Raw genomic sequence first — 14,229 nt, forward strand, 5'->3', positions numbered from 1 at the left:
ACTCACCCGTCCGCCGCTGACCTCTGAGGAGCAAGCTCCTCGTTGGTCCGCTCGACTTGCATGTATTAGGCACGCCGCCAGCGTTCGTCCTGAGCCAGGATCAAACTCTCCAAAAAATTGATTAGCATCGAATTTCGTTGTCAGCATCGTCGTTCACATCCTCAAGTACATCTTGGTACTATCCGGTGTTCCCCTTCCTTGCTTCCTCGAATTTCTTGCTACTGAATTTTTTGAGCATCGTTTGATTGCTCATTAAATGTAAAACTTAAAAATTGATCAGGTTCTTATAAAAAGACCCCGTTTCACGCTTGGCTTTTGTTCAGTTTTCAAAGAGCTGTTTTTCGCTGCCTCGTTTTTGAGGCGACCTAATTAATATAACATCCACAAAAAATAATGTCAACAACTTTTTTAATATAGTTTTTCACACCGTTTTTGCGGCAACAAAAAATACTTTACCAAAGCCCTGCATAACTGTCAATAAGATTTTTTCACTTTTGATTCGAAATTTTATGGCGCATATATTTTACACAGTCGGCTGGATTTGAAAAACGTTGCAGGATCTTAAAGACAAGTTGATACCTTTCTTCCATAGCACGTTTGATAATTCCTTCAACACGATGATCCTCCATATCATGCAACAATTCCTCAAGTTCCTTTTTTAAAAGGTATTCCATTTCTTTAACTTCTTTCTCATTGAGAACAAATCCAAGCATGGTATCAATCCTTCATATATTTTTTATCATTATCCCTTCATTTTCCAATTTCTATTCCAGATAAATCTAAGCAGATGATTACTGAAGAAGCCCTATGGATCGAAAAGACAAGACAGGTCTATCTTGTCCTCTCTTACATATATATGTACTGAGTGAATAGGATAGGAGGTAAACGACGTGAACTTCTTTTGGGTTGTGAACGGTAAAAGGTTCAAGCAATATTTGATCATAATCATCGCTTCATTCTTTGCTGCCTTGATTGCTTTTGTAGAAGCACAAGATCTCGAAGTTTTCAAAACAAAGGACGGAGATCCAAGAGCCATTTATAAGGGTGAAGAAAAAGGGAAAAGAATCGCACTCACCTTCGATGTAAGCTGGGGCGAAAAACGGATTCATGAAATTCTTGATCTTTTAGAAAAAGAAAAAGTGAAGAACACGACATTCTTCCTTTCAGGAGAATGGGCAGAGAGGCATCCTGATATCGTTGAAAAGATCACTAAGAACGGCCACGAAATCGGCAGTCTTGGATATCGATATAAAAGTTATACGGAACTTGAGGCAGATCAAATTAAACGGGACATGTCGAAAGCACAACAAATCATTAATGAGGTTTCTGGGGAAAAGCCTGTGTTGCTTCGCCCGCCAAACGGACAATTCAATAAAGAGGTTTTGGATATCGCAGAGAAACTGAATCAAACCATTATACAATGGAGTATTAACACCCATGATTGGAAGAATCCAGGTGCAGAGCGAATTACCGAGACGGTTTTATCTCAGGCAAAGGGTGGTGACATTGTCCTCCTTCATGCCTCCGACTCAGTAAAACAAACCAAAGATGCACTGGAAAAAATCATTTCAGAACTGAAAAAGGAAGGTTACACGTTCACTTCTGTCGGTGAGCTGATTGCAAATACGGATAGTAAAACGAAGGAAATCAAATAAAGAAGTTGGGCTCTTGGCTCAACTTCTTTTAATGAGACGATGTAAGATTAAAATCTGCCAGGTGTTACAAGCTAATAATGGAACGATGGACAACCATAGCCAAAGTATATCGCCCTGCTTCAAAACAGGGATCCATTCGAGGGTCGTTACCACCACGATGAAGAAAAGTGCTGGAACAAAAGCCGCTTTGTTCGTTTCCTTCATTTTGATATAGGCAACGATCAATCCGTACACCAGCAGAGCAACTGGTACAAAGATGAAATTGAATAAGGTCAATCCTGTATCTTTAAAGGCAATGTAGCGTAAGTAAAATAAATCAAAAACAGTGAACGAAAGTATCAATATTTGTACCCAGCTCCATAGCTGCACTGATTTGAAAATCCCTAACCCGAATCGATGGATCGTCAAATAGGCGAAATACCCCATTTGGCTGATGATGCTGAAGATGAATCCGAATCCGAGTAACCAGGCGATCATAACAAAAAAGCTTGCCGTACTTTCGATATCCTCCCAGCGAAGCAGTAGCCCGATGGCAACAGCGCTAACCCCACCGATCAACAATGTTGTAAAAAATAAATAAACCCATTTTCTTATATTCACGGATAACAATTCCCCTTTAATTTTGCTCGTTTCGATTGTACCAATCCACCTGTAAAAAAGCTAGTTTCCTTTATTTAGTCCGCATATTTGTCACAAGTTTCTCGAACGCTAAAGGTAAGATTGAATACTGAAAGGGGCAGTCTAGGATGAAAAACTGGATGTTCGTCCTCATCATATCCTTTGGTTTATTAATACAGGGATGTACTCCTGCAGCAGCAGAAGAGAAAGGTTCTTATGAGGAAACAAAGAAAATGCTTGTGGACCTTTTAAAAACAGATGATGGTAAAAAAGCGATAGAAGAAGTCTTAACAGACGAAAAAATAAAATCACAAATTGTCATGGATCAAAAATTCGTAAAAAAGACGATTGAAGAAACCCTGACTTCTAAAAAAGGTCAGGATTTTTGGAAAGAATTAATGAAGGATCCGAAAACAGCTGAAGCTCTTGCCAAAAGTATGAAAAAGCAAAATGAGGAGCTACAGAAAAAATTACTCGATGATCCGGAATATAGGAAAAAAATCATCGAAATCATGAAGGACCCTGAAATATCCAAGGAAGTTATGGACTTGATGACTTCTCAAGAATTTAGGGAGCAGCAAAAGAAAGTAATGATGGAGACGTTTGAAAGTCCCCTGATGAAAGCTCAGCTTTCTGAAATGATCAAGAAAACGGTGGAAGAAGAAATCAAAAGCGGTGGAGCTTTAAAGGAACAAGGAAAAGCTGAGGGAGGCCAATCTGGTGGAGATCAGGGCGGTCAAGGCCAAAAATAGGGACCGGCTGATGCCGGCCCTTTTTGTTACATTTAAAGAAAGTATAAATACTTCCTTCAATATAAAAAGGCAACTAAGGCTCAGCTAGCGCTAAGGCTTGGCTTTGCCAAGTTTTCTTTATCCTTCGACTTTTTTGATGACGTTCAATGCGATTTGCTTATAAATTTGTCCGATTTTCGAGTCTTCAAGATAAACGGATGGTGCAAAATCATCTTCGCGCATTTCCGGTTGACCGAGCGGGATTCTACCCAGGACTTCGGTATTCAATTCTTCAGTCAGTTTATCTGCTCCACCTTGCCCGAAGACATATTCCTTTTCACCGGTCTTCATACTTTCAAAATAGGCCATATTTTCAACAACACCAAGAATATCGTGGTCCGTTTTCAGCGCCATTGCACCTGCACGTGCTGCTACGAAAGCTGCTGTAGGATGTGGTGTTGTGACGATGATCTCTTTACATTGCGGAAGCATCTTATGGACGTCTAAGGCAACATCCCCCGTTCCAGGCGGTAAGTCCAAGATTATATAATCAAGGTCTCCCCACTCGATATCATTGAAGAAGTTCGTCAACATTTTCCCAAGCATAGGTCCGCGCCAAATGACCGGTGCATTATCCTCAACGAAAAATGCCATCGAAATCACTTTGACCCCGAAACGCTCTACAGGGAAAATTTGCTCACCGACGACTTTTGGACGCTCTGCAATACCCATCATGTCCGGCACACTGAACCCGTAAATATCTGCGTCAATTAGTCCCACACGCTTTCCCTCACGAGCAAGGCTGGTCGCGAGGTTCACGGAAACTGTTGACTTCCCTACTCCACCTTTACCACTTGCTATAGCAATGAAAGTCGTATCTGTTTGTACTCCGCTCGTCGTTTCTTGTTGAGGGACCGCCGCACCTTCACGTTGTTCAAAACGTAGACCAACAGAAGCGACACCCGCACCTTTCAACGTATTTACGATTTCTTGCTGAAGCTGCATTTGTTCTGGAGAATTCGCCTGGGCGATTGCAATTTTCAAGCCGACGTAATCTTCTTTTATTTTGATTTCTTTCACACTGTCTGAATCAACAATGCTTTTATGTAAAAAAGGTTCTTGTATCGGTTTGAGAAGCTCTAAAATTTGTTCTTCTGACATCATATCTCGAACACCATCCTTTTTAATCGCTTTCACCCCTTAGTATAACACAGAAAAATCCACTTTTAGAAACGTTAGGGCTGAGTCAAGTACTTGTGGGAGTTTTTAAAAAATGTGGTTGATTTCTTCGAACAACACTACCTTTCCGCGGGCAAACGAAAAGCGGAAGCGACCCGATTAGTTACGTAGGTCACTGGAAACCCGACGAGGAGTCTGTAGCCCCGCAGGAGTAGCGTAAATTTCGTTTGAAAATCAGCACAAGATCATTGGAGCAAACGTCTTTTAAAAAAGCCTCTTAATTCCTTCAGAGCTCTCGGTTTCCCTGGCGCTTTTTAAAGGTATCCGTTTCTCCCATAAACATTTTACTTATATGGCTGTCTCCAGGCTGATCCATGCTTCACTGCTAAAAAGAAAAACCTGATCCATTAATCACCTGGAGCAGGTTCGTTTGCATAATACCGTAAAATCCCCTGGTAAATTGAAGCAGCGAGCTTCGTCTGATAAAGTTTCGATTTTAGCAGCTCCCGCTCATTCGGATTGGACAAGAAGCCTACTTCGACCAGCGAACCGGGAATTTCAGCTTTACGGACCATATAAACAGTACTGATTGGCTTCGCTTTACGCGTCGTGTTCTCCAAATTGGAGCGGATTTGTTCCTGGATCAGTTTCGCTAATTTTTCATTTTCTTCTATAGCAGGATTGTAAAAAACTTGAGCACCATACCATCGAGTTGAAGGAATGGCATTGAGATGTATGCTGACGAACATATCAGCCTCAGATGTGTTTACAATTTCAGTTCTTTTCAACAAATCTTCCGTTTTACGATTCCGGATTCGTTTCGTTCCATCACTTGCCAGATCCTTGTCTGTTTCCCGAGTCATGATTACAAGCGCTCCGGCTTGTTGGAGGTAATCACGGAGCTTTAACGAAATATCCAAGGCGATATCCTTTTCCTGGACATTTCCCTTTCCAACTGCACCGCCATCGACTCCCCCATGACCGGCATCCAGTACGATGATTTTTCCTGTTAACGGAAGACTCCATGTAGACCAGGAATCGTTCGAATGTAATTGTTGTTGGATTACATATAATAAAAGTGCAGCACAAAAACCAATCAGACCCCATATAAGCCATTTTTTCCGCTTCACCATATTCCCTCCCGCATCCCACTACTTGTATATATGTATGGGACAAGTGGAGGAAATATACCATTTCAAATTAGTGAAGCCGCATGCGATATCTTCGCTGCCCGTTTTCGTATCCTTCTCTCCACCATCGCTGGACGAAAGCGTCACAGCACATGTGAAGGGATTCGAGTACATGATCAGGGGTATAGCTCCAGAATTGCCAGTATTCGAATAGTGTGTCATACAAACGCTTCTCAGAAGCTGCACTGCGCTCTTTGATGCTGTCAAGCGATTCACCGTGGTAGCCGAACTTACTGTATTCAGCCCCTAATAAATACGCTTCAATTGCTATATCAATGCATGTATCCTGGATTTCATCTTGGAACAATAAACTATATTGTAAAAACGGGAAGAATAACCTTTGGAATTCGGTTTTGATCCCATTCAAGGAAAGTTCACGTAATACTTTTCGTTCAAATGTAATTCGTTTTTTGTATTGTCTGTCTCTAAAGGTGGTGATTACATTCATTGGTTTCGCCTCCTTTCCCATTAGTGTTCGACCGCAAAAACGATTCATACCATGGGAACTTTGGTAAAAGACAGTATGTATACCACACCCACTTTTTGCAAAGCTAAAAAGGAAGCCGTGCCAGGTACACTTTTAGATCTATTGCTTTGCAAGGGTTTTCTAAGTGTACCTGGCACCGATTCAGATCCCTTGGGAGAGTAAAGCTCCAAAAGTGTGCCTGGCACCATCTCAAAACCGTTGGGGCACAAGGGTGAAATTGTCGTGCCAGGCACCCTCCAATAGGCACCCAAAAAAGCATAAAAAAGCTCTGGCACAGTGGCCAGAGCTTTGTATAAGCGGTATATGATTAACGCTTTGAGAATTGTGGTGCACGACGAGCGCCTTTGAGTCCGTACTTTTTACGCTCTTTCATACGTGCGTCACGAGTAAGGAATCCTGCACTCTTAAGAGTAGCACGCAATTCTGGATCTACTTCTAGAAGTGCACGAGCAACACCATGACGGATTGCACCAGCTTGACCAGTGTATCCTCCACCATCAACGTTTACAAGTACATCGTACTTTCCTTCTGTTTCTGTTAAAACTAATGGTTGTTTAGCGATAACTTTCAATGTTTCAAGACCGAAAAATTCGTCAAGGTCGCGACCGTTTACGATGAAACGTCCATCACCAGGTACAAGACGTACACGAGCAACAGAGTGCTTACGACGGCCGGTTCCGTAATATTGTACTTGAGCCAAGTTAAACCCTCCTTATTATTTATCCGCGAAGTTCGTAGTTTTCAGGATTTTGTGCTTGATGTGGATGTTCGTTCCCAGCATACACATGAAGCTTTTTCGCCATCTTACGACCAAGGCTGTTCTTTGGAAGCATGCCTTTAATTGCAAGTTCAAGCATTTTTTCAGGACGCGTGTCACGCATTTCCTGTGCCGTTCTCGTTCTAAGACCACCTGGGTGTCCTGTGTGACGGTGGTAAAGCTTGTCAGACATTTTCTTCCCAGTCAATTCGATCTTGCTTGCATTTAAAATAATTACGTGGTCACCAGTGTCAACGTGTGGTGTGTAAGTCGGCTTGTGCTTACCGCGAAGAACAGATGCAACTTCACTTGAAAGACGTCCAAGAGTTTTACCTGCAGCGTCTACCACATACCATTTACGATCAATTTCTTTTGGCTTTGCCATATAGGTACGCAATTTATTTCCCTCCTGATTCATTCACTTACAAATCTATTGTCAATACGATTCGTTTTTTCCATTTCGACGATTTCCTCATCCGGGGCTAGTGGATTTCAGAAATACCAAAGAATATCTTATAATAATTAGACAACGATGTCAAGTGTGTCAGTCCGTTTTTTAGCCTATTCATCAATGTTTTTTATATAGTTTACCTTCCAGAGATACAATCCGTGGGCAGGCGCTGTTTTTCCAGCAGCATCCCGATCCTTCTTTTCAAGTATGCTATGGATATCGCTCGCCTCTCGCTGGCCGGTTCCAACCTCTAACAATGTGCCGACGATGATCCGCACCATATTGTATAGAAAGCCGTTTCCTTCAATGCTTATGACCAGCTCATCGCCTGCTTCTTCAATCTCCAGCTTCGTAATAATACGAACCCGCTCCATCACTTCCGTTTTCGCTGAACAGAACGATGTGAAATCATGCTCTCCAATCAAAAGCTCTGCGGCAGACCGCATACTCAATACGTCAAGCTTATACGGAAAATGATAGGTGTAGTTCCTTTTGAAAACATCCTCATCAGATTTTCTTAAAATTCGATAATGGTATTCTTTTGCTGATACATCATAACGAGCATGAAAATCAGGATCCTCTTCGGTTATTGACTGGATACGGATATCAGCGGGAAGGAGCGTATTCAACGCGCGTTTCCAGGCTGACGGTTCGATATGAAGCGTTGTATCAAAATGAAATACCTGACCGACCCCATGAACACCGGCATCAGTCCGGCCTGAAGCAGTCGTTCTGACAAACTCTCCTTTATGCATTCGTTGGAGAACCTGTTCAATTGTCCCTTGGACCGTCCTCTGATCTGGTTGGATTTGATATCCAGAAAAATCTGTGCCATCATAACTCACTATTCCGCTTATCCGTTTCAAAAAGGCCACCCTCTATGATCTTAGTAAGAATAATACGATGATCAATACAGCCACCATAAAAAGGGCCAGCGTATCAATCCCTTGCCATTTCAATATTCTGAGCTTCGTCCTGCCTTCACCGCCCCTGTAACCTCGAGCTTCCATTGCAAGCGCCAGGTCCTCAGCTCTTTTGAAAGCACTGATGAATAGTGGAACGAGCAGTGGAACGAATGCCTTGATCCGTTCTTTGATCGGGCCGCTTGAAAACTCAGCACCTCTTGCCGATTGTGCCTTCATGATTTTTTCTGTCTCTTGTAAAAGAGTCGGAATGAAGCGCAAGGAAATCGACATCATCAATGCGAATTCATGAACAGGAAACTTCACTTTTTTCAATGGATCCAGCAGACTTTCAATTCCATCCGTAATATCGATCGGTGTAGTTGTAAGGGTCAATAAAGATGTTAAGAGAATAAGGAATAAGAGCCGTAAAGCAATGAATACCCCTTGAACGACACCACCTTCGTGGATGGCTGTCCAACCGAAATCCACTAACACCGGACCTTCCTTCGTCATGAATAGGTGCAAGATCATCGTAAATAGGATGATCCAAAGAATCGGTTTCAACCCTTTGATGATAAAGGAGATCGGCACTCTTGATAAAAAAGCTGTCCCAATCGTGAAGATACCGAGAAAAGCATAGCTTGACCAGTTGTTTGCGAGAAAGACAATAATGACATAGATGAATACGGCAATCAATTTAGCCCGCGGATCCATTCGATGGATGGGTGAATTTCCAGGAATGTACTGACCGATTATGACATTTTCCATCATTGGAGATTCCCCGCCTTCATCATCCGCTCAATGATCTCTACGACTGCCTCTTCTGTATAACCCGCTTCAATAGAAATTCCGAAACGTTCCTGGAGAGATTTGAGAAAGCGTGTAGACTCCGGGATATCCAATCCTACAGCTTGAAGCTTGTCTTCCTGCCTGAAAATTTCTGCAGGTGTCCCTTCCATATAGACGGTTCCACCCGACATGACCATAATTCTGTCAGCGTAACGGGCAGTATCCTCCATACTATGTGTCACTAAAATGATTGTAATGTTGTGTTCCCGTTGCAATGACAAGAACAAATCCATCATTTCACGTTGTCCGCTTGGATCAAGACCCGCAGTAGGTTCATCAAGGATCAGGACATCAGGCTTCATCGCTAAAACGCCTGCAATGGCTACACGACGCATTTGACCACCGCTCAACTCAAAAGGTGATCGTTGCAAGTACTCTTCTCCGAGACCGACTGTGACAAGCGATTCTTTTGCCCTACGTTTTGCTTCAACCTCATTTACACCAAAGTTGCGAGGTCCGAAACAAATATCTTTCTCGATAGTTTCTTCAAACAGTTGATGTTCAGGGTACTGGAATACCATGCCGACGTGCTTCCGGACTTCCTTGAGCCTTTTTCCTTTTTCATCTGGACGGATCGTCGTATCACCAATCGAAACAGAACCCGAAGTCGGTTTCAAAAGTCCGTTCAAATGTTGGATCAATGTTGATTTTCCTGAACCAGTATGACCGATGATCGCATAAAAGCTTCCGGGCGATACATCGATTGAAACATCATACACTGCACGACGTTCCTTCGGTGTTCCCTTACTATAGATGTGTGCTAGCTGTTTTGTTGATAGTTCCATAATGCATCCACCAATTCTGTTTGTGTTAAAGTCGGCGCAGCTAAGTCAATCCCTTTTTCCTTCAACCTTTGTTGGATGCTCAATGAAAAAGGTAATTCTAGTCCAGCATCTAACAACAACTCGGTATTTTGAAAAACGTCTTTCGGCGATCCAGATGCCACCACTTCCCCTTGCTTCATCACAACGATCCGGTCTGCTTTAATTGCTTCTTCTAAATCATGGGTAATGGACAACACGGTGATGCCATCCTCTTTATTCAGTTCACGGATTGTCGCTAGTACCTCTTGCCGTCCTTTTGGATCAAGCATGCTCGTAGCTTCATCCAAGACGATGACATCTGGTCTTTGTGCTAAAACCCCTGCAATCGCCACTCTTTGCTTTTGTCCTCCTGATAGCTGGTGAGGTTCCTGATTTTCATACTCGTTCATCTGTACCCGTGCCAACGACTCAGAAATCCGTCCAATCATCTCTTCACGTGGTACACCATAATTCTCGAGCCCGAATGCGACATCATCTTTTACGGACGTCCCGACAAACTGGTTATCCGGATTTTGAAAAACCATTCCTACCTGTTTTCTGATTTCCCACAGGTTTTCTTCGTTATCAGTTCTCTTCCCTCCGACAATAACCGTCCCTTCATCCGGAAGCAACAGTCCATTCAAAAGTTTTGCAAGTGTTGATTTCCCTGATCCGTTATGCCCGACGATTGATAGCCATTCGCCTTGGGGAACAGTCAAATTCACATTCGATAATCGATATGGACCATCGGTTTCATAGCGGAATAATACATCGTTTACTTCGATCAATTCCTTCATTTCCGTCCCCTCCTCTACACTACAGGGCTGCCCCATTTTTATTAATAAATGACTTTGTTAAATACTAATGTTGATTTGGGTAGAGTTTAATTGAGCGAAATTCATGACACACTTGCCGGAAAAATGAGCCAGGTGCACTCAAGCTTTCAGTTAACGGACACCACAGCCGTTATTTGTGGCAAAATCGGTGTTTCTGAATTTTTAACGGACACCACAGCCGTTATTTGTGAAAAAAGCAGCTGATTTTCGATGAAACTTGCAAAATAAGGTCCCTGGTGTCCGTTAGCTTTGTAATACATTGTTGTTTTGGTCAAATAAGGTCTCCTGTGTCCGTTAACATGCAAAGACAGCCATTATTGATGGCTTTGTTAACTTTCGTTTGTTGATTTTAAACGAAAATCACGACACTCCTGCGGGAACAGCGAGCCAGTTGAGACACCGCAACGGACTGTGAAAGTTCGTGAGGAGGCTCACGGTTCGCCCGCGGAAAGGGAGTGAATTTCGAAGAAATCAACATCATTCTTTATTTAATAAATATTTTGAACGTACGAAAAAAAGGGCATAGAATCAGTATCTGCTTTAGATTCTGTCCCGCCCTTTTCGTCGATGTTATTGCACATTAATCTATTGTCGATTAAACAAGCTCAATAATAACCATTGGTGCACCATCGCCGCGGCGAGGACCAATCTTCTGAATGCGAGTGTATCCACCCTGGCGATCTTCGTAGCGAGAAGCGATGTCAGAAAAAAGCTTCTGTACTGCTCCTTCTCCAGACTCTTCGTTCGCAACTTCATTACGTACGAATGAAGAAGCTTGACGACGAGCATGAAGGTCACCACGTTTGCCAAGTGTAATCATCTTTTCAACGACTGAACGAAGCTCTTTCGCTTTCGCTTCTGTAGTTTCGATGCGCTCGTTGATGATTAGATCTGTTGCTAAATCACGGAGTAAAGCTTTGCGTGCAGATGATACACGACCTAACTTTTGATAAGCCATGAGAGGTCCCTCCTTCTTTTGTTATTTCTTTATATCTGTAACGTTGCTATTCTTCATTACGTAAGCCAAGCCCAAGTTCTTCAAGCTTCTCCTGGACTTCTTCCAATGACTTCTTACCGAGGTTTCGAACTTTCATCATGTCCTCTTCAGACTTCTGAGTGAGCTCTTGTACGGTATTGATGCCTGCACGTTTCAAGCAGTTGTAAGAACGAACGGAAAGATCAAGTTCTTCGATCGTCATCTCGAGTACTTTTTCCTTCTGATCTTCTTCTTTTTCAACCATGATTTCAGCTTTTTGTGCTTGGTCGGTCAAACCTACGAAGATATTAAGGTGTTCCGTAACGATCTTCGCTCCAAGTGAAACAGCTTCTTCAGGTCGGATGCTGCCATCTGTCCAGACATCGAGGGTTAGTTTGTCATAGTTTGTAACTTGGCCGATACGAGTGTTTTCTACCTGGTAGTTCACGCGAGTAACAGGCGTAAAGATCGAGTCAATTGGAATGACTCCAATTGCTTGTTCTTCCGACTTATTTCCTTCCGCTGGTACATAGCCTCTACCACGGACCGCGGTGATTTTCATTTGAAGATGCGCATCCTTATTCAATGTAGCAATGTGAAGATCTGGATTGAGAACTTCAACGTCACTATCATGTGTAATGTCTGCAGCTGTTACGACACCTTCACCTTGAACATCAATTTCAAGGGTCTTTTCTTCTTCAGAATAAATTTTCAACGCAAGCTTTTTAAGGCTTAAAATGACTGTTGTCACATCTTCTACAACACCATCAATCGTTGAAAACTCGTGCAATACCCCGTTTATTTGAACAGAGGTAGCCGCAGCTCCCGGAAGAGAAGACAATAAAATACGACGTAAGGAGTTGCCCAACGTGATCCCGTATCCACGCTCTAGAGGTTCAACAACAAATTTCCCGTAAGTTGCATCGTCGCTGAGCTCTACCGTTTCAATTCTTGGCTTTTCGATTTCAATCATTCAACAAACCCTCCTTCAAAACGTCGAACCTCGGCCAGACCCCGTCGATCCAACCGAAATTCCTAATAATGCGTCCTTATAGGTTATTACCTATAAATAACCTACCAGTATGCATTGCTCAATTATAGTTCATACATAACCATTATAGACAGGTTTCCAAATTGTAATACTTAAGGCTTTGAACCTCAAGCATTAAACACGACGACGTTTTGGCGGACGGCATCCATTATGAGGAACTGGTGTTACGTCACGGATTGCTGTTACTTCAAGTCCTACAGCTTGAAGTGCACGGATAGCAGCTTCACGTCCAGCGCCAGGACCCTTTACAGTAACTTCAAGAGTCTTCATTCCGTGTTCCATTGCAGTTTTCCCAGCTGTTTCGGCTGCCATTTGCGCTGCAAACGGAGTGGATTTACGAGAACCTTTGAATCCAAGGTTGCCTGATGAAGCCCAGGAAACTGCATTACCGTGCGTATCAGTAATTGTAACAATCGTATTGTTGAAAGTGGAACGGATATGTGCGATACCACTCTCAATATTCTTTTTGACTTTACGCTTACGAGTGTTTGTTTTACGTTGTTTAGCCATGTGAGTTTACCTCCCTTACTATTTCTTCTTATTCGCAACTGTACGACGTGGGCCTTTACGTGTACGTGAGTTGTTTTTCGTTTTTTGTCCGCGAACTGGAAGACCACGGCGATGACGGATACCTCTGTAGCTTCCGATCTCGATCAAACGCTTGATGTTAAGGGAAACTTCACGACGAAGGTCACCTTCTACTTTGTGTTTGTCGAGGATATCACGAATCTTGTTCAATTCTTCTTCAGTCAGGTCTCTAACACGTGTTTCTTCAGAGACACCAGCTTCAGCAAGAACCTTTTGAGCAGTAGACTTTCCGATACCGAAAATATACGTTAATGAAATGACAACTCGTTTGTCACGAGGGATATCAATTCCTGCAATACGTGCCATGTATGTGCACCTCCTGTTCTTAACCTTGTTTTTGTTTATGCTTAGGGTTTTCGCAAATTACCATAACGGTTCCTTTACGACGAATTACTTTACATTTTTCGCAGATCGGTTTGACTGATGGTCTTACTTTCATTCCTAAATACCTCCTTATGCCACGGACTTGCACAAAATTTGTGCTGACTTCGACGACAAAATCGAAAATCCTATTGAGCGAGGCACTTCAATTAGCTTAACCGTTTCACTCACTACAGTGTGGTCTCATTCATATGCCTTCAAACATACACAAGGCATTTACCGGAAAAATGTCTTACTTGTAACGATACGTGATACGACCACGTGATAAATCGTACGGAGACAATTCCACGGTTACTTTATCGCCTGGCAGTATGCGAATATAATGCATACGAATCTTCCCAGAAACGTGAGCTAAAATTTTATGACCATTCTCAAGCTCTACACGAAACATTGCATTCGGAAGAGGCTCAATAACGGTTCCTTCTACCTCGATTACATCTTCTTTAGCCATCGATTTGTTCTCCCTTCTCAAGCAAGTGTGCTTGATCATTCAAGAATTTCGACACGGCGAAACGCAATTTACCGTTTGTTACACGTCCTGTTTCATCGATGCTTCGCTTAACTTCCGGCGAAATATATTGAAACAGCTCTAGATGATTGATGTTCTTCTTCTTTGCTCGGTCATATTTTCGTTTATCACCGTCAGCGATGAGGACAAATTTATCGTCCACGATACCCACAATTACATTGATTTGACTAGCATCCCGCCCTCGCAAGATATGGACCAATTGTCCAACTTGCGGTATCGGCTCGGATTCACTCACCATTTATC

General features: G+C 42.6%; 21 protein-coding genes and 1 rRNA gene. 2 read left to right on the forward strand and 20 right to left on the reverse strand.

Features of this window, described 5'->3' with window-relative positions; genetic code table 11:
* A 16S ribosomal RNA gene (locus KOL94_RS23740) occupies positions 1–116 on the reverse strand; the annotation flags it as partial.
* A 372-nt stretch (positions 117–488) separates the two neighbouring features.
* Positions 489–713, reverse strand: a complete 225-nt coding sequence (locus KOL94_RS23745) for a hypothetical protein (RefSeq protein WP_221569152.1) — start codon at positions 711–713, stop codon at positions 489–491.
* 177 nt (positions 714–890) lie between these two features.
* Between KOL94_RS23745 and pdaB the strand changes: the two genes are divergently transcribed.
* Positions 891–1,655, forward strand: coding sequence for a polysaccharide deacetylase family sporulation protein PdaB (gene pdaB / locus KOL94_RS23750; RefSeq protein WP_221569153.1), 765 nt, complete (start codon positions 891–893; stop codon positions 1,653–1,655).
* 18 nt (positions 1,656–1,673) lie between these two features.
* On the opposite strand, the gene KOL94_RS23755 is transcribed toward pdaB, so the two are convergent.
* A complete protein-coding gene (locus tag KOL94_RS23755; protein WP_221569154.1) occupies positions 1,674–2,255 on the reverse strand; it encodes a KinB-signaling pathway activation protein in 582 nt (193 codons plus the stop codon).
* 146 nt (positions 2,256–2,401) lie between these two features.
* Here KOL94_RS23755 and gerD point away from each other — a divergent pair, with 146 nt between their 5' ends.
* The gene (gene gerD / locus KOL94_RS23760; RefSeq protein WP_221569155.1) at positions 2,402–3,025 is read left to right on the forward strand and encodes a spore germination lipoprotein GerD; all 624 of its coding nucleotides are present in this window, start codon (positions 2,402–2,404) and stop codon (positions 3,023–3,025) included.
* A 117-nt stretch (positions 3,026–3,142) separates the two neighbouring features.
* Here gerD and KOL94_RS23765 read toward each other — a convergent pair whose 3' ends face one another.
* The 17 genes from KOL94_RS23765 to KOL94_RS23845 form a co-directional block, all read right to left on the reverse strand.
* Positions 3,143–4,168 (reverse strand): Mrp/NBP35 family ATP-binding protein, encoded by a 1,026-nt coding sequence (locus KOL94_RS23765; RefSeq protein ID WP_221569221.1) that lies wholly within the window; start codon positions 4,166–4,168, stop codon positions 3,143–3,145.
* 422 nt (positions 4,169–4,590) lie between these two features.
* Positions 4,591–5,316, reverse strand: coding sequence for an N-acetylmuramoyl-L-alanine amidase CwlD (cwlD, locus tag KOL94_RS23770; RefSeq protein ID WP_221569156.1), 726 nt, complete (start codon positions 5,314–5,316; stop codon positions 4,591–4,593).
* Positions 5,317–5,383: 67 nt separating this feature from the next.
* Complete coding sequence (locus tag KOL94_RS23775; RefSeq protein ID WP_221569157.1) at positions 5,384–5,821, reverse strand: DUF2521 family protein; 438 nt, start codon at positions 5,819–5,821, stop codon at positions 5,384–5,386.
* Between the two features lie 346 nt (positions 5,822–6,167).
* Positions 6,168–6,560 carry a 30S ribosomal protein S9 gene (gene rpsI, locus KOL94_RS23780; RefSeq protein ID WP_221569158.1) on the reverse strand — a complete coding sequence of 131 codons (393 nt, stop codon included), beginning with the start codon at positions 6,558–6,560 and terminating at the stop codon, positions 6,168–6,170.
* A 19-nt stretch (positions 6,561–6,579) separates the two neighbouring features.
* The gene (gene rplM / locus KOL94_RS23785) at positions 6,580–7,014 is read right to left on the reverse strand and encodes a 50S ribosomal protein L13 (RefSeq protein WP_443144506.1); all 435 of its coding nucleotides are present in this window, start codon (positions 7,012–7,014) and stop codon (positions 6,580–6,582) included.
* 164 nt (positions 7,015–7,178) lie between these two features.
* Entirely contained in the window at positions 7,179–7,934 is a 756-nt protein-coding gene (gene truA, locus KOL94_RS23790; protein WP_221569159.1) for a tRNA pseudouridine(38-40) synthase TruA, read from the reverse strand.
* Between the two features lie 12 nt (positions 7,935–7,946).
* Complete coding sequence (locus KOL94_RS23795; protein WP_221569160.1) at positions 7,947–8,744, reverse strand: energy-coupling factor transporter transmembrane component T family protein; 798 nt, start codon at positions 8,742–8,744, stop codon at positions 7,947–7,949.
* Positions 8,741–9,607 carry an energy-coupling factor ABC transporter ATP-binding protein gene (locus KOL94_RS23800; RefSeq protein WP_221569161.1) on the reverse strand — a complete coding sequence of 289 codons (867 nt, stop codon included), beginning with the start codon at positions 9,605–9,607 and terminating at the stop codon, positions 8,741–8,743. The genes KOL94_RS23795 and KOL94_RS23800 overlap by 4 nt, the downstream gene beginning before the upstream one ends.
* The gene (locus tag KOL94_RS23805) at positions 9,583–10,422 is read right to left on the reverse strand and encodes an energy-coupling factor ABC transporter ATP-binding protein (protein ID WP_221569162.1); all 840 of its coding nucleotides are present in this window, start codon (positions 10,420–10,422) and stop codon (positions 9,583–9,585) included. The genes KOL94_RS23800 and KOL94_RS23805 overlap by 25 nt, the downstream gene beginning before the upstream one ends.
* Before the next feature lie 146 nt (positions 10,423–10,568).
* Positions 10,569–10,736 carry a hypothetical protein gene (locus tag KOL94_RS23810; protein WP_221569163.1) on the reverse strand — a complete coding sequence of 56 codons (168 nt, stop codon included), beginning with the start codon at positions 10,734–10,736 and terminating at the stop codon, positions 10,569–10,571.
* A 320-nt stretch (positions 10,737–11,056) separates the two neighbouring features.
* Positions 11,057–11,419 (reverse strand): 50S ribosomal protein L17, encoded by a 363-nt coding sequence (gene rplQ, locus KOL94_RS23815; protein ID WP_221569164.1) that lies wholly within the window; start codon positions 11,417–11,419, stop codon positions 11,057–11,059.
* A 46-nt stretch (positions 11,420–11,465) separates the two neighbouring features.
* A complete protein-coding gene (locus KOL94_RS23820) occupies positions 11,466–12,410 on the reverse strand; it encodes a DNA-directed RNA polymerase subunit alpha (RefSeq protein WP_221569165.1) in 945 nt (314 codons plus the stop codon).
* 192 nt (positions 12,411–12,602) lie between these two features.
* Complete coding sequence (gene rpsK / locus KOL94_RS23825) at positions 12,603–12,998, reverse strand: 30S ribosomal protein S11 (RefSeq protein WP_221569166.1); 396 nt, start codon at positions 12,996–12,998, stop codon at positions 12,603–12,605.
* 18 nt (positions 12,999–13,016) lie between these two features.
* Positions 13,017–13,382: a 30S ribosomal protein S13 gene (rpsM, locus tag KOL94_RS23830; RefSeq protein ID WP_221569167.1), complete on the reverse strand. Its 366-nt coding sequence runs from the start codon at positions 13,380–13,382 to the stop codon at positions 13,017–13,019.
* A 19-nt stretch (positions 13,383–13,401) separates the two neighbouring features.
* Positions 13,402–13,515, reverse strand: coding sequence for a 50S ribosomal protein L36 (gene rpmJ, locus KOL94_RS23835; RefSeq protein ID WP_003322638.1), 114 nt, complete (start codon positions 13,513–13,515; stop codon positions 13,402–13,404).
* A 174-nt stretch (positions 13,516–13,689) separates the two neighbouring features.
* Positions 13,690–13,908, reverse strand: a complete 219-nt coding sequence (gene infA / locus KOL94_RS23840) for a translation initiation factor IF-1 (protein WP_093073147.1) — start codon at positions 13,906–13,908, stop codon at positions 13,690–13,692.
* Entirely contained in the window at positions 13,901–14,221 is a 321-nt protein-coding gene (locus KOL94_RS23845) for a KOW domain-containing RNA-binding protein (RefSeq protein ID WP_221569168.1), read from the reverse strand. Before KOL94_RS23845 ends, infA begins: the two co-directional genes overlap by 8 nt.
* Positions 14,222–14,229: the final 8 nt, after the last annotated feature.

This window comes from Alkalihalobacillus sp. TS-13 (genome assembly GCF_019720915.1).
Lineage (GTDB): Bacteria > Bacillota > Bacilli > Bacillales > Fictibacillaceae > Pseudalkalibacillus.

Excerpts from the sequence above, each read along its gene's own strand:
- KOL94_RS23820 (WP_221569165.1), bottom strand. The coding sequence starts at position 12,410 with ATGATTGAAATCGAAAAGCCAAGAATTGAAACGGTAGAGCTCAGCGAC.
- rpmJ (WP_003322638.1), bottom strand. The coding sequence starts at position 13,515 with ATGAAAGTAAGACCATCAGTCAAACCGATCTGCGAAAAATGTAAAGTA.
- KOL94_RS23805 (WP_221569162.1), bottom strand. The coding sequence starts at position 10,422 with ATGAAGGAATTGATCGAAGTAAACGATGTATTATTCCGCTATGAAACC.
- gerD (WP_221569155.1), top strand. The coding sequence starts at position 2,402 with ATGAAAAACTGGATGTTCGTCCTCATCATATCCTTTGGTTTATTAATA.
- rpsK (WP_221569166.1), bottom strand. The coding sequence starts at position 12,998 with ATGGCTAAACAACGTAAAACAAACACTCGTAAGCGTAAAGTCAAAAAG.
- KOL94_RS23775 (WP_221569157.1), bottom strand. The coding sequence starts at position 5,821 with ATGAATGTAATCACCACCTTTAGAGACAGACAATACAAAAAACGAATT.
- infA (WP_093073147.1), bottom strand. The coding sequence starts at position 13,908 with ATGGCTAAAGAAGATGTAATCGAGGTAGAAGGAACCGTTATTGAGCCT.
- KOL94_RS23795 (WP_221569160.1), bottom strand. The coding sequence starts at position 8,744 with ATGATGGAAAATGTCATAATCGGTCAGTACATTCCTGGAAATTCACCC.
- KOL94_RS23800 (WP_221569161.1), bottom strand. The coding sequence starts at position 9,607 with ATGGAACTATCAACAAAACAGCTAGCACACATCTATAGTAAGGGAACA.
- rpsM (WP_221569167.1), bottom strand. The coding sequence starts at position 13,382 with ATGGCACGTATTGCAGGAATTGATATCCCTCGTGACAAACGAGTTGTC.
- KOL94_RS23765 (WP_221569221.1), bottom strand. The coding sequence starts at position 4,168 with ATGATGTCAGAAGAACAAATTTTAGAGCTTCTCAAACCGATACAAGAA.
- rplQ (WP_221569164.1), bottom strand. The coding sequence starts at position 11,419 with ATGGCTTATCAAAAGTTAGGTCGTGTATCATCTGCACGCAAAGCTTTA.
- KOL94_RS23745 (WP_221569152.1), bottom strand. The coding sequence starts at position 713 with ATGCTTGGATTTGTTCTCAATGAGAAAGAAGTTAAAGAAATGGAATAC.
- cwlD (WP_221569156.1), bottom strand. The coding sequence starts at position 5,316 with ATGGTGAAGCGGAAAAAATGGCTTATATGGGGTCTGATTGGTTTTTGT.